Here is a 13,077-nt window from a genome sequence, read left to right as displayed (position 1 = left end):
ACGGTTAAGCCTTCGCCTTCTTCTCGAGATCAGGCAGCAACACCGTCAGCATGCCGAGCAGCGGCAGGAACGAACACACCTTGTAGACGTACTCGATACTGGTCGCATCGGCGAGCTGCCCAAGCACCGCGGCGCCAATCCCGCCGAGCCCGAACGCGAAGCCGAAGAACAACCCCGCGATCATCCCGACCTTGCCCGGAATCAGTTCCTGCGCGTACACGAGAATCGCCGAGAACGCCGAGGCCAGCACGACACCGATCACGACAGTCAACACACCGGTCCAGAACAGATTCGCATACGGCAGCAGCAGCGTGAACGGCGCGACACCGAGAATCGACACCCAGATCACATACTTGCGCCCGATCCGGTCACCGATCGGACCGCCGATGATCGTACCCGCCGCCACCGCCGCGAGGAACACGAACAGATGAATCTGCGCCGCCTGCACCGGCAGATGGAACTTGTCGATCAGATAGAACGTGAAGTAGCTGTTGATACTCGCGAGGTAGAAGTACTTCGAAAACACCAGCATCACGAGCACGCTCATGGCGAGCATGACCTGCCTGCGCGACAGCGTCGCGTGACCGACCTGCGCGCGCGCTTTCTTGACCAGCGGATTCTGTTTATACCAGCGGCCGATCTGCGTCAGGATGACCATGCCGACCAGCGCCGCCAGCGAGAACCACGCAATGCTGCGCTGACCATGCGGAATCACGATCAGTGCGGCGAGCAGCGGTCCGAGCGACGATCCGGCGTTGCCACCCACCTGGAACAGCGACTGTGCGAGACCGTGCTGTCCGCCCGACGCCATGCGCGCCACCCGCGACGATTCCGGATGAAATACCGACGACCCGCAGCCGACCAGCGCCGCCGCGATCAGCAGCACGCCGAAACTCGGCGCCACTGACATCAGCAGCAGCCCCACCAGCGTGAAGCCCATGCCGACCGGCAACGAATAGGGTTTCGGATGTTTGTCGGTGTAGCTGCCAACCAGCGGTTGCAACATCGATGCCGTGATCTGGTAGGTCAGCGTGATCAAGCCGATCTGCCCGAACGAGAGAGAAAAGTTGCTCTTCAGCATCGGGTAGATCGCGAGGATCAGCGACTGGATCATGTCGTTGAGCAGGTGCGAGAAGCTGATCGCACCGAGCACCGAATACACGGTGCGCTGCACCTTCGCCGCCGGGCCGCCGGCGGGCACGCTTGCGGGAGCGGTGCCACCGCTTGCCATCGCGCGTTTGTCGAGACTCGTTTCCATACGTTCGTGTGAGAGAAAAGTAATGGGAGACCGGCATTGACTGCCTGCGACAACACGACGCCTTGACCGGTGGTTTTGAATCTATTGACGCAGTGTAATGTGGCTCACATGAATTGTCCGGACAACTTTTGTCGCGAATCGGACATGGCCAGCATGGAACTCGTGCCAGCAGCCGCTTCCAGCCGTGCCGCGGCCGGGATTAAAGATCGCGGCCGGAATTGCCGTAGACCGGAGAGACACGGCGCAATGAAGCCGCCATGAAGTTGCAATGAAGCCGCAATGCTGGAACCGACCTTTCCGGCATCGATACCTGAGGGTAGACCATATGAAAGCAGTTTCGCTGGGCAGCCAGCCGGGCGCGGGGTTCGTTCCGGAAGGGGAGCCGGCCGTCGGCGCGTCGCAAGTGAGCCAGCCGCGCGTTCGCAGCGGGCAGACGAAGGGCATGTCGGTCAAGACGACGCTGCGTCTTGCGTTTGCCGTGCTGCTGGTCGGCACGCTCGCGATCGGCGTGTTCTCGTTGACGCAGATCAGCCGCCTGAACGGCGCGAGCCGGTCGATCTACGACCAGGGGCACGTCGCGAGCCGTGCCGCCGAGGAAGTGCGCGGCTACGTGCTGCGCGCAAGCCGCGCGCAAAAGATGCTGCTGACCGCGACCACCGCGAAAGAGCGCGATGACCTCGGCTCCGACATCGACAAGGGGCTCACGGCGATCGGCACCGAACTGAACACGTTGCAGCGCTACGGCGACCCGTCCGATGCGAAGGCTGTCGCATTGCAGAAAACCTTCACGGCGTCGGTTGGCGTCTGGAGCGGCCATCTGCGCGATTTCGTGAAACTCGTGAAGGCGCAGCCGCTCGACCTGTCGCAGATGAACTGGCAGGTCGGCACGCAGGACGTGTCGCTGCTCGTCGAAACCGGCAAGCTCGAAAAACTCGTCGACGACCTCGTCGCGCAGCGCGGTACCGCCGCGAAGGCGACCATCGACGCATCCGCGTTCATCTTTCATTCGTCGTTCGTGATGATCGCGGGGATGACGGTCGCGTTGATCGTGCTCGCGTTCGCGATCAGCGAATGGGTGGTCCGGCGACTCGCGCGGCAGCTCGGCGGGGAACCGGTTTACGCGAAGGAGATCGCGAGTCGCATTGCGTCAGGCGATCTGTCGAACCAGATCTCGCTCGGTCGGCACGATACGTCGAGCATGCTGTCGGCGCTGCGCGATATGCAGTCGGGGCTGTCGTCGACGGTGTCGGGCATTGCCGCTAGTGCCGAGGCGATTGCATCGGCGTCCGGCGAGATATCGATGGGCAATCTCGATCTGTCGCAGCGCACCGAGCAACAGGCGATGGCGCTCGAGCGGACGGCGAGCAGCATGGAAGAACTGACGTCGACGGTGCGGCAGAACGCCGACAACGCGAAGCAGGCCAGCACGCTTGCCTACAACGCGTCGGCGATTGCGGAGAAGGGCGGTGCGGTGGTGGGCCGCGTCGTCGAGACGATGGGCAAGATCAACGAGAGTGCGAAAAGTATTGGCGACATCATCGGGGTGATCGAGGGCATCGCGTTCCAGACGAATATCCTCGCGCTGAATGCGGCGGTCGAAGCGGCACGTGCGGGCGAGGAAGGGCGTGGGTTCTCGGTGGTCGCGGGCGAGGTGCGCAATCTCGCGCAGCGCAGCGCTGCCGCGGCGAAGGAGATCAAGACGTTGATCAACGCGTCGGTGGAACGCGTGAGTAACGGCTCGACGCTCGCGCAGGATGCCGGTCAGACGATGGACGAAGTCGTGAAGGCCGTGAAGCGCGTCACCGACATCATGGGCGAGATTTCGGCGGCGTCGGCGGAACAGAGTGCCGGCATCGAGGAGATCAATCTCGCGGTCACGCAGATGGACGCCGGCACGCAGCAGAACGCGGCGCTCGTCGAACAGGCGACTGCGGCAGCGCGCTCGCTCGACGATCAGGCGCGGGCGCTTAAACAGATGGTGGGGAAGTTCTCGCTGGGCGGTTGAGCCGTCCCGCCCGCCCAGCTACCTCACCTAACTCGGCGAAACCACCACCGTACACGTCGTCCCCGCCGACAGCACCATCCCGTCCGGCACGCTGTCGATGTGAATCCGCACCGGCACGCGCTGCGCAAGCCGCACCCAGTTGAACGTCGGGTTCACATCGGCGAGCAGTTCGCGGCTCTGCGGATTGTCGCGATCGTAAATGCCGCGCGAGATGCTCTCGACGTGTCCACGCAACTCGCCACCGCTCATCAGACGGATCTCCGCCTTGTTGCCGACCTTCACGTGCGGCAGCTTGGTTTCCTCGAAGTAGCCGTACACCCAGAACGAGTGACTATCGACGATCGCGAGCTTCGGCGTCCCCGCAATCGCATAGTCGCCGCGATACACGCTGAGGTTCGTCACATAGCCGTCCACCGGCGACACGACTCGCGTGCGTTCGAGGTTCAGTTTCGCGGCATCGAGTGCGGCGAGCGCCTGCTCGTATTCCGCTTCCGCGGCATTCGCCGAATGCGACGCGTTGTCGCGGCTTTCCTTCGATACGACGAGGCTGTCCATATCCGCCCGGCGCTGCGCGTCGTCGCGCCGCATCTGCAGTTCGGCCTTGCGCGCGGCGACGGCGGCTTGCGCCTGCTCGACGGCGATCTGGTAGTGCGACGGATCGATCTGCATCAGCAGATCGCCTTTCTTGACCGGCTGGTTGTCGCCGACTGGCAGTTCGACGACGGCACCCGACACGTCGGGCGCGATGTTGACGACTTCAGCGCGCACGCGGCCGTCGCGGGTCCATGGTTCGTCCATGTAGTGCACCCACAGCGCACGGCCGATCAGGATCGCGACGATAAAAATGACGGCTGTCGCGACAAAGCCCAGGAGATTTCGGATGGTCATGATTCGACTCGGATCAACGGTAAACGGCGAGGCCAAGCAGGCCGCACACACAGACGAGCAGGCTCGCCCGGAACAGGGAGGGATGCCACACGATGCGGTAGATGCCAGTCACGGCGATCAGCCGGTCGAGCATCCAGGTCAGCACGGCGCCGAGGATGAACAGCAGCACGACAGCCGGCACGTAGGCATCGAAAACGGCGATCTCACGGGGCATGACGAACTCCTTCGGAGGGTGTGCTGCCGGCGCGTCCGCCGCTCACGAGTTCGGCGAACGGCGATTGCGGGTCGAGCAGCGCGGTACGGATGAAATGCAGATGACTCAGGATGCGTTGTAACTGGTGGCGCTCTTCGCGCGGCGGCTCGAAGCTCGATAGCAGTTGCTGGACTGCCGCGATCGCATCGACGTTGGCCGCAAATGCAGCATTCAGTCGCGAGCCATCCGGCTGCCGATACAGCGCCGCGACGTGCCGGCGCATCGTACGGATGGCGACACGCCACGGCGTGGTTTCCGCGTAGCGCGCATCGGCCGGCAGCGCGTCGATTTCGCGCCGCAGATCGATCATCGAGTTACCCGCTTCGAGCACGGCGAACAGCCAGCGCAGCGTGTCGCGCTTGAGCTCCGGCTCGCCTTCCGCAAGTGCGTTGATCTGGAACATCAGGTCGCGTGCACCGCTTTCGAAGCGCGTGCGCAAACGCGCGAGCGGCGCCCGGCACGCGAACACAACCTGCTTGCGCAGATCGGCGAACAGGCGCTTGCGCAGCCACGGCGTCGACGGCGGCAGCAACACCGCGAACGCGAGCGACGATACGAGCATCGACAGCACGAGCGCCAGCGCGTCGTTCATGAAGCCGGTCGGCTCGTACTGGATCACGTTGTCCGGGCCGGCCAGGAAGCAAAAGAAGATGCAGTAGCCGACGCCATAGCCGACGAGTTTCGGCCGCGTCGTCATGAACACGCCGAGTAGCAGGAACGGCGTCAGCGCGGCGCACAGCAGCGGAAAACCGTCGATACGCGGATAAATGCCGAACACCAGAATGATCGCCATCACCGACGACAGCGTCGTGCCTGCGGCCATCTGGAATGCGGTGCGCGTCGGATACGGCGACGACGATGCGAGCGCGCACACGGCGGCGGCCGTCAGCACGAGCGTCGAACCGCTCGGCCACGCGATCGCGATCCAGAACGCACCGAGCACCATGATCACGATAGCGGCGCGTACACCCGCAACGCCCGCGGCGATTGGATTGGTCTTCGGCTCGTAGCGCTCGATCCAGCGTTCGCGTTCGTGCGTATCGACGGCGAGCGAGGCGTAGGTTGCCGCGTACGCATGCATATCGTCGACGAAGCGGTAGAGCAGTTCGGCGCCCGTGTCGAAATCGAGCAATGGCACGTCGGCGCGCGTTTCGAGTTCGGCGCGCGTCGCGCGCACGCGCTTCGGCAACTCCGCCCGGTACGCTTCGAGCTGGTTCGCGACGTGTGCGGCGTCGGCCGCCATCAGCACCGGTTCGCCCGACTTGTACAGCAGCGGCGCAATTTCCTTGAAGTACGGTTCGAGCGCTGCGATCGCGCCGGTTGCGGCGCTGTCGTGCAACCGGTTCATCAACTGATGCAGCGCGTGAAAGCGCGTCGACGCCGTCATGAATTCGCTGTTGAGCCGCGCAAGGCGCCCACCGCGCATCCGCGAATCGGGGCTCTCGAAGATGGCGACGCTGCGCGTTGCCTCGAAGCCGACGATATCCGCGACGAAGCGCGCGTTGGTCGCTTCGATGTGGGCGCGGTCGGCGCGCCCCGCCAGCGACGCGGACACGTATTCGACAAAGGACGAGAAACGCGCGCGGATCGTCGTGCGCATCTGTTCGCCTGCGTGCTCCGGGAAGATGAGCGCGCTGACCGCGCCCGCACAGACGATGCCGAGCACCACTTCCGCGACCCGCGTGAGTGCCGACAGGAACGCGCCGTCCGGGTGCTGCGAGGCCGGGAAGCCGATCAACGCGGCGGTGTAACCGGCGAGCACGAAACCGTACGAGCGGAAGTTGCGATTGCGCGCGGCGCCGGCCGTGCAGATACCGACCCAGATCGCGGTCGTGACGATGAAGAGTTCGGGCTGCTGCGCGAACAGACCGATCAGCGCGAGCATCACGACGAGCCCGACCAGCGTGCCGCAGATCCGGTAGAAGCTTTTGGCGAACACCATGCCGCTTTGCGGCTGCATCACGATGAACACGGTTGTCATCGCAGTGCGCGGCTGCGGCAGGTCGAGTTTCATCGCGATGCCGAGCGCGAGCAGCGCGGCGGCGATTGCCTTGAACATATAGAGCCAGGTGCGGCCGTCGGTGCGGGCCCAGTCGGCGGCGGTGTTCAGGAAGCCGCTGAGCGACCTGGTGGGGGCGGTAGTGGAGGTGGACATGGGCGGCTCCGCTTATTGGCCCGGATGCACGGCGGCGCTGACCGTGGGTTCTGTCGCCGCCGCTGCGCTCGATGCTGCAGCCGCCACACTCGCATGACCACGACCGTGCGCAGGTAGTGCATCTGCGGCAGGCGGACCGTCGGAGGGATCGCCGAGACCACCGCCCAGCGCCGCGACGAGCGTCGCGTGTGCGGTGAGCCGTGCGGCCTCGATGCGCGCGATACCTTCCTGTGCGCGCAGCAACTGGTTCTGCGCGACCAGTACGTTCAGATAGTCGGTCAGGCCGCGCCGGTAGCCTTCACGCGCCAGCGTGTAGTTCTTGCGCGCGGCATCGACCGAACGCTGCGCATCGTTCTGCTGCGTAGCAAGCGAGCGCATCCGCACGACCTGGTCGGCGATCTGTTTCAGCGCGCTGACGATCGTCTGATCGTAGGCGCTCACCGCCTCGTCATAACCCGCCGATGCCGCACCGAGTTCTCCACGCAGCCGGCCGCCGTCGAAGATCGGCAGCGACAGCGCCGGGCCCGCGGTCCAGCCGCCGTTTGCCGAGCGCAGGAACTGGAACAGCGGGCCTGCCGCAGCAAATCCGCCGAGCGAGCCGAGCAGATTGACGTCCGGATAGAAACCGGCCTTCGCGACGTCGATGCCGCGCGCCTGCGCGGCGACGCTCCAGCGGGCGGCGACGATGTCGGGACGATGGCCGATCAACTCGGCGGGCAGTGCGGACGGCAGACCGGCAGGCGCATCGAGTGCGAGCTGCGGGCGCGTGATCGCATCGCCGGCACCTGGCCCCTTGCCGGCCAGCGCGGCGAGCTGGTTGCGATTGAGTGCGATCGCTTCTTCGAGCACGTCGATCTGCCGTTCGTAATCGGGCAGCGGTGTCTCCGCCTGGCTCACTTCGAGCTGCGTACCGAGGCCGCCTTTCAGGCGCCGCTGCGCGAGCGAGAGGATCTGTTGCTGCTGGTCGCGCGTCGCCTTCGCGATGTCGAGCAGCGCGTAGTTCATCGACATGTCGATATACGCGCGCACCACGTTCGTTTCGATCTCGAGCTGCGCGGCGCGGGCATCGGCGGCGCGCACGTGAGCGAGGTCGAGGGCCTGTTCGGCGCTGTTGTGGTCCTTGCCCCACAGGTCGAGGTGATACGACAGGCCAATCGTGCCCGTGTTGTCCCAGGTGTTCGCGTTCGAGAGCGGCCCGGGGCCGTAGTAGACGTTGTCGGGCCAGTGCTGGCGCTCGATCGACAGATTGCCGTTGATCTGCGGTGAAAGTGCCGAGGCGGCCACGCCTGCCATCGACCGTGCTTCGCGCACGCGAGCCTGCGCGGCCGCGAGAGTTGGGTTGCCGGCTTCGGCCGAAGTCACCCATGCATTCAGTTGCGGGTCGTTGTAGGCGCTCCACCAGTCGGCGGCGGGCCACTTCGCGTCGGCGTTTGCGGCGCGAATTGCAGCGCCCGCATCGAGCGACGCCGGGTCGACCGCATGCGTTTGCGGCGCGATGCCTCCGGTACTGGCGCAGCCGGCGATTATTGACGAGATCGTAAGAACCGCGAGCGCGGCGATCCCTTTCTGTACCGGAAACTGCACGATTGCCTCCCTGAATGCGATAGAACCCTGTGCATCATTATATTTTTCGGCTGATTGGCGAATAACCCGTAAAAATGCGAAGCATTCTTACGGATCTTGAGATAATCGCTTTCACGATACGTGTAACAATCGAGCCGTCTCAGGAAGGGATTCGTATGGATACGCTTCAAAACATGCGCGTATTTGTCCGTGTCGTAGAAGCGGGCAGTTTCACCGGTGCGGCGCAGCACCTGAATACGACGACGGCTTACGCATCGCGCGCGGTGTCCGACCTCGAAGCACATCTGCGCACGCGTCTGCTGAACCGCACAACGCGCCGTATTGCGCTGACCGAAGCCGGCGAGCGTTACCTGCAGCGCTGCGAGCAGATCCTTGCCTATGTCGACCAGGCGGAAGCCGAGGCGAGCGACGCGCATGCGCGCCCGTCCGGCAAGCTGAAAGTGCACGCGATGGCGAGTTTCGGCCAGCAGTACGTCGTGCCGGCGGTCGGCCGCTACCAGCAGCGCTATCCGGATGTGCAGATCGAACTGACGCTCGCTCAGCGCCTGCCCGATCTGCTCGACGAAGGCTATGACGTGTCGCTGACGCTCGCCATCGATCTGCCGGATTCCGGGCTCGTGTCGCAGCGGATCGGCGCGGCGTTCAGCATTCCGTGCGCATCGCCCGCCTATCTGGAGCGTTACGGTGTGCCGCAGACACCGCACGATCTGAAGAACCACGTATGCCTGCGCATGGTCACGCCGATATCGCCGGCCGACGAATGGAGCTTCAACGGGCCGGACGGCCAGCACACTATCGCGCTCGGTCCGGCGACGTTTCAGGTCAATGTCGCCGAGGCGGCGGCCATGGCGGCGCGCGTAGGCATGGGTATCGGGTTGATCCCGCTTTACTCGGCGATCAGCGGATTGCGTAGCGGCGAACTCGTGTGGCTGCTGCCCGAGTACACGGCGCAGGAGATGAATATTTACGCGCTGTACCCGTCGCGCCAGTATCTCGACGCGAAAATCCGCACGTGGGTGGAGTTTCTGCGCGACGAAGTGCCAGCCACGCTAGCCGCCGATCAGGCCGAATTGCGGCAGTTCGCGCGTAGCTGAGCGGGGGCGGCGGGCGTGTTACAAATGTGGCGCGCCGCAACACTTCCTTACTTCTGTGGGCGAATTGACCTGTTAACGTCTAGTAGCGAAACAACGAAGCAATCTGGTAACTCAGCAATGAAGAGGCACTCATGGATACCCAAGTGATGATCGGCGTCGCCGTCATGTTCGGATTGATCGCGATCGCCGCATCGCGCGACCTGCTGCAACGCCTGCGTGAGAAGCAGCAACTCGTGCCGGTCCGCATCCGCCCGACGCGGACTACGCGCGACGAGCGCAATCGCTAGGCTTCGCTGCCGGAGATCGGCGCGCGACGTCGCTTCAGACGTCGACGGTCCGGTCCCACGCGAAATCGGGGTTTTCGAACTGGCCCGTGCGCCGGTCGAAATAGCCACGCGGGTTGCACACGACGCGTGTGCCGTTGACCGTGTAGTCGAATCCGGTATGCGTGTGGCCGTGCACCCATAGCACGGCCGGCGTACCGATGAGCGTCGACAGATCGCTGACGAATCCCGCCGACACGAGATCTTCCGCGTAGCGCGCAGCGAGACTCAGGCGATGCGGCGCATGATGCGTGACGACGATTGTCTTGCCGGCAAAAGGTCGTGCCAGTTCCGTTTCGAGCCACGCTCGCGCGCGTTCGTGCAGCGCGAGGCTGTCTTGAGGTGTGAAGTTGCGCGCAGCGGCGCTACCTGCCTGCTGCGCTGCCGACAGAGCGGTTTCATCGCGCTGCGCCGGCCACGTCACCTGAATCAATCCCAGAAAATCCAGCATGACTCGTTTCGCGGCCGCGATCGATTCCGCGCGCTCGTCGGTGCTTGCCCCGTATAGCGCGAAATCGGTCCACAGCGTCGTGCCGAGCACGCGCCAGCGGCCGGCCGGATCGACGAGCGCGGCATTGTTCAGGAAGTGCACGTTATCGACTGAAGCGGCGGCATCGTGCATCGCTGCTTCGAGCGCGCCGAACTCACCGTCGTAGTACTCGTGATTGCCCGGCACATAGACGACCGGCACGTTGCCGTCGAAGGTTTCGGCGGCCCAGCGCAATCCTTCTGCGTGATTGTGGATGTCGCCCGCGAGTATCACCAGGTCGGCATCCGCGTGCGGAACGATCGCCGGCTCGTTGTATTCCAGATGCAGATCGGACAGGATGCGGACTTTCACGGCGGCGACTCCTGCAGGAGTGGGGTTCGGCGTGCGGTTAGCGCAGCACCTTGCCCGGGTTCATCAGATTGAGCGGATCGAGTGCGTGCTTGACCGCCTGCATCAAGCGCACTTCGAGGTCGGACTTGTAGTGCGCCGCTTCGTCGATTTTCAACTGGCCGAGGCCGTGTTCGGCGCTGATACTGCCGCGATGCCGATGCACGCTGTCGTAGACGATCTGGTTGATCGGCCCCTGGTGCTCCGCCAGAAAACCCTTCGCATCGACGCCTTCCGGTGCCTGCACGTTGTAGTGCAGGTTACCGTCGCCGAGATGCCCGAATGTGACCATCCGCACGCCCGGCAGCGCTTTTGCAATTGCGGCATCGGTTTCGTCGATGAAGTGACCGATGCGCGAGATCGGCACCGCGATGTCGTGCTTGATGTTCAACCCTTCCTCGGCCTGCGCGAGCGGAATATGTTCGCGCAGATCCCAGAATGCCTGCGATTGCGCGAGGCTTTCGGCGACCACTGCATCGTCGACGATGCCGGCTTCGAGCGCGGCTTCCATCAGTTGCTCGAACAGCGCGCGGGCGTGTGCCTCGCTTTCGCTGTCCGACAGTTCGAGCAGCACGACCTGCGGATGCGTATCGGCAAACGGATAGCGCAGCTGCGGAAAATGCCGGCCAACAAGGCGCAGACAAAAATCCGACATCAGTTCGAATCCGGTCAGGAGCGGTCCGGCCATGCGCTGTGCGAGCGCGAGAAAATCGAGCGCCGCATGCGGCGATGCCAGCGCGGCGAGTGCCGTGACTTGTGCAGCGGGCTGCGGATGCAGCTTCATCACCGCAGCCGTAATGATGCCGAGCGTCCCTTCCGCACCGATGAACAGATCGCGCAGATCGTAGCCGGTGTTGTCCTTGCGCAGCCCGCGCAGGCCGTCCCACAGTTCGCCCTGCGGCGTCACGACTTCGAGGCCGAGACACAGCTCGCGCGTATTGCCGTAGCGCAGAACGCCGGTGCCGCCCGCGTTGGTGGCGAGATTGCCGCCGATCGTGCAACTGCCTTCGGCGGCGAGGCTCAACGGAAACAGACGGCCTGCTTCCGTGGCGCGTGCCTGCACTTCGGCGAGCACGACGCCGGCTTCGACGGTGATCGTGTTGTTGTGCGGATCGATGTCGCGGACACGGTTCAGGCGCCGCAGCGTCAGCACGGCCTGGTGCCCGCTCTCGTCCGGCGTCGCCCCGCCGACAAGCCCCGTGTTGCCGCCCTGCGGCACGAGCGCGATGCCGTGTTCGACGGCGAGCTTCACGAGTGCGGCGACTTCCTGTGCGTTCGACGGGTTCAGCACCGCGCAGGCGGTGCCGGTGTAGCGGCGGCGCCAGTCGGTCAGAAACGGCGCGGTGTCGTGTGGATCGGTGAGCACGTGTGCGGCGCCGATGGCAGCGCGGCAGGCGTCGACGAACGACTGGACAGAGGCGGGGGTAGTGACAGCGGCTTGAGTCATGATGAAATCGTACGAGTAAGTGTGCGACGTGCGGATGAACGGGACAGCGCGGTTTGCCGATTATTTACGAAGCTTGCGCGGTTTTCTTCGCACGCCGGGCCGCACGCTTGAACGGTGCGACATACACGAGCGCGCAAACGAAAAAGACCAGCGAGAGACCCACTTCGAGCCAGCCGAGTCGCGCGCTGAAGCCCGGGTCCGACATGCCGCGCACGATGCCTTCCGCGAAGTACAGCAGCACCAGCATCGACGCCCACTGCAGCGTGTACAGTCGGCGACGCCATACGCCAGGCACAGCGCACAGCAGCGGCAGCGCCTTCAGCACGAGCGCCGAACCGCCGGGCCGCAGCGGTGCAAGCCACCATTCCCATGCGACGCACAACACGATCAGCGCCAACAGCGCGGCGTTCGCGCCGAGCGCGGCAGTCGCGTTTCCAGCGACGGAATCAGCAGCGGGCGCTTGATTACCTGTAGAAGAAGCGGGCACGCGCGGCGCACTCATGGCCGCTCGCTCATGACAGCCGCGGTGCGCGCGATGCGGGCACCGAGTGCGACGGCAAGCGCGCGTTCGTCGGCGGAGATGCCTTGCTGCGCGGAATCGGCGCGTGCGAAGTGCGAGGCGCCGTACGGCGTGCCGCCGGTCAGCGTCGTGGTCAGCGTGCTCTCGGTGTACGGAATGCCGACGATCAACATGCCGTGGTGCAGGAGCGGCAGCATCATCGACAGCAGCGTCGTTTCCTGGCCGCCGTGCAGGCTGCCGGTCGCCGTGAACACGCCGGCCGGCTTGCCGGCGAGCGCGCCCGACAGCCACTGCGGCGTCGTGCCGTCGAGGAAATACTTGAGCGGCGCGGCCATGTTGCCGAAGCGCGTCGGCGAGCCGAGCGCGAGGCCCGCGCATTCTTCGAGATCGCGCAGCTCGGCGTAGGGCGGGCCTTCGGCGGGAATATCGGGCTGGGTCGCTTCGCAGACCGTTGAGACGGGAGGCACGGTGCGCACACGCGCCTGCATGCCGGCCACGCTGTCGACGCCGTGTGCGATCGCCAGCGCGAGCTCGCGGGTGGCGCCGTAACGGCTGTAGTAGAGGACGAGAATGTCTTTCATGGGCCTTATCGGTGAGCGGTTATTATAGGGGCTACGTCTGCGGCCGCGCCCGGCAATGGGCTACACGCCTTGCCTGCGCGGGCGCATCGAGC

The 13,077-nt window shown here is 64.8% G+C and carries 12 protein-coding genes; 3 read left to right on the top strand and 9 right to left on the bottom strand.

The genetic code is table 11. The features are described 5' to 3' along the window. Window positions 1-4 precede the first annotated feature (4 nt). A complete protein-coding gene (locus tag M0D65_RS04000; protein ID WP_266251326.1) occupies window positions 5-1,258 on the bottom strand; it encodes an MFS transporter in 1,254 nt (417 codons plus the stop codon). Window positions 1,259-1,583: 325 nt separating this feature from the next. Here M0D65_RS04000 and M0D65_RS03995 point away from each other — a divergent pair, with 325 nt between their 5' ends. Then, window positions 1,584-3,263 (top strand): methyl-accepting chemotaxis protein, encoded by a 1,680-nt coding sequence (locus tag M0D65_RS03995; protein WP_266251324.1) that lies wholly within the window; start codon window positions 1,584-1,586, stop codon window positions 3,261-3,263. 27 nt (window positions 3,264-3,290) lie between these two features. Here M0D65_RS03995 and M0D65_RS03990 read toward each other — a convergent pair whose 3' ends face one another. Genes M0D65_RS03990 through M0D65_RS03975 form a run of 4 tightly spaced genes read right to left on the bottom strand, consistent with a single transcriptional unit; the run spans window position 3,291 to window position 8,143 of the window. Then, a complete protein-coding gene (locus M0D65_RS03990; RefSeq protein WP_266251322.1) occupies window positions 3,291-4,151 on the bottom strand; it encodes an HlyD family secretion protein in 861 nt (286 codons plus the stop codon). A gap of 13 nt (window positions 4,152-4,164) precedes the next feature. Further along, entirely contained in the window at window positions 4,165-4,365 is a 201-nt protein-coding gene (locus M0D65_RS03985) for a DUF1656 domain-containing protein (protein ID WP_091020089.1), read from the bottom strand. After that, window positions 4,355-6,559 carry an FUSC family protein gene (locus M0D65_RS03980; RefSeq protein WP_266251319.1) on the bottom strand — a complete coding sequence of 735 codons (2,205 nt, stop codon included), beginning with the start codon at window positions 6,557-6,559 and terminating at the stop codon, window positions 4,355-4,357. Before M0D65_RS03980 ends, M0D65_RS03985 begins: the two co-directional genes overlap by 11 nt. Before the next feature lie 12 nt (window positions 6,560-6,571). Next, window positions 6,572-8,143: an efflux transporter outer membrane subunit gene (locus tag M0D65_RS03975; RefSeq protein WP_266251317.1), complete on the bottom strand. Its 1,572-nt coding sequence runs from the start codon at window positions 8,141-8,143 to the stop codon at window positions 6,572-6,574. 155 nt (window positions 8,144-8,298) lie between these two features. Here M0D65_RS03975 and M0D65_RS03970 point away from each other — a divergent pair, with 155 nt between their 5' ends. Beyond that, the gene (locus M0D65_RS03970) at window positions 8,299-9,237 is read left to right on the top strand and encodes a LysR family transcriptional regulator (RefSeq protein WP_266251315.1); all 939 of its coding nucleotides are present in this window, start codon (window positions 8,299-8,301) and stop codon (window positions 9,235-9,237) included. Window positions 9,238-9,368: 131 nt separating this feature from the next. Then, the gene (locus M0D65_RS03965; protein ID WP_266251313.1) at window positions 9,369-9,524 is read left to right on the top strand and encodes a hypothetical protein; all 156 of its coding nucleotides are present in this window, start codon (window positions 9,369-9,371) and stop codon (window positions 9,522-9,524) included. A 34-nt stretch (window positions 9,525-9,558) separates the two neighbouring features. Here M0D65_RS03965 and M0D65_RS03960 read toward each other — a convergent pair whose 3' ends face one another. The 4 genes from M0D65_RS03960 to wrbA form a co-directional block, all read right to left on the bottom strand. After that, on the bottom strand, window positions 9,559-10,401 hold the full coding sequence (locus M0D65_RS03960; protein ID WP_266251311.1) for a metallophosphoesterase: 843 nt from the start codon (window positions 10,399-10,401) through the stop codon (window positions 9,559-9,561). 37 nt (window positions 10,402-10,438) lie between these two features. After that, on the bottom strand, window positions 10,439-11,884 hold the full coding sequence (locus tag M0D65_RS03955; protein ID WP_266251309.1) for an FAD-binding oxidoreductase: 1,446 nt from the start codon (window positions 11,882-11,884) through the stop codon (window positions 10,439-10,441). A gap of 64 nt (window positions 11,885-11,948) precedes the next feature. Beyond that, window positions 11,949-12,386, bottom strand: a complete 438-nt coding sequence (locus tag M0D65_RS03950) for a DUF2069 domain-containing protein (RefSeq protein WP_266251307.1) — start codon at window positions 12,384-12,386, stop codon at window positions 11,949-11,951. Then, complete coding sequence (gene wrbA, locus M0D65_RS03945) at window positions 12,383-12,985, bottom strand: NAD(P)H:quinone oxidoreductase (RefSeq protein ID WP_091020105.1); 603 nt, start codon at window positions 12,983-12,985, stop codon at window positions 12,383-12,385. Before wrbA ends, M0D65_RS03950 begins: the two co-directional genes overlap by 4 nt. Window positions 12,986-13,077 lie beyond the last annotated feature (92 nt).

The organism is Paraburkholderia sp. CHISQ3, from assembly GCF_030464945.1.
Taxonomy (GTDB): domain Bacteria; phylum Pseudomonadota; class Gammaproteobacteria; order Burkholderiales; family Burkholderiaceae; genus Paraburkholderia; species Paraburkholderia megapolitana.
This window is presented reverse-complemented; position numbering and strand designations above follow the sequence as displayed.

Coding starts and splice junctions, on each gene's coding strand:
- M0D65_RS04000 (WP_266251326.1), bottom strand. CDS start 1,258: ATGGAAACGAGTCTCGACAAACGCGCGATGGCAAGCGGTGGCACCGCT.
- M0D65_RS03995 (WP_266251324.1), top strand. CDS start 1,584: ATGAAAGCAGTTTCGCTGGGCAGCCAGCCGGGCGCGGGGTTCGTTCCG.
- M0D65_RS03990 (WP_266251322.1), bottom strand. CDS start 4,151: ATGACCATCCGAAATCTCCTGGGCTTTGTCGCGACAGCCGTCATTTTT.
- M0D65_RS03985 (WP_091020089.1), bottom strand. CDS start 4,365: ATGCCCCGTGAGATCGCCGTTTTCGATGCCTACGTGCCGGCTGTCGTG.
- M0D65_RS03980 (WP_266251319.1), bottom strand. CDS start 6,559: ATGTCCACCTCCACTACCGCCCCCACCAGGTCGCTCAGCGGCTTCCTG.
- M0D65_RS03970 (WP_266251315.1), top strand. CDS start 8,299: ATGGATACGCTTCAAAACATGCGCGTATTTGTCCGTGTCGTAGAAGCG.
- M0D65_RS03965 (WP_266251313.1), top strand. CDS start 9,369: ATGGATACCCAAGTGATGATCGGCGTCGCCGTCATGTTCGGATTGATC.
- M0D65_RS03955 (WP_266251309.1), bottom strand. CDS start 11,884: ATGACTCAAGCCGCTGTCACTACCCCCGCCTCTGTCCAGTCGTTCGTC.
- M0D65_RS03950 (WP_266251307.1), bottom strand. CDS start 12,386: ATGAGTGCGCCGCGCGTGCCCGCTTCTTCTACAGGTAATCAAGCGCCC.
- wrbA (WP_091020105.1), bottom strand. CDS start 12,985: ATGAAAGACATTCTCGTCCTCTACTACAGCCGTTACGGCGCCACCCGC.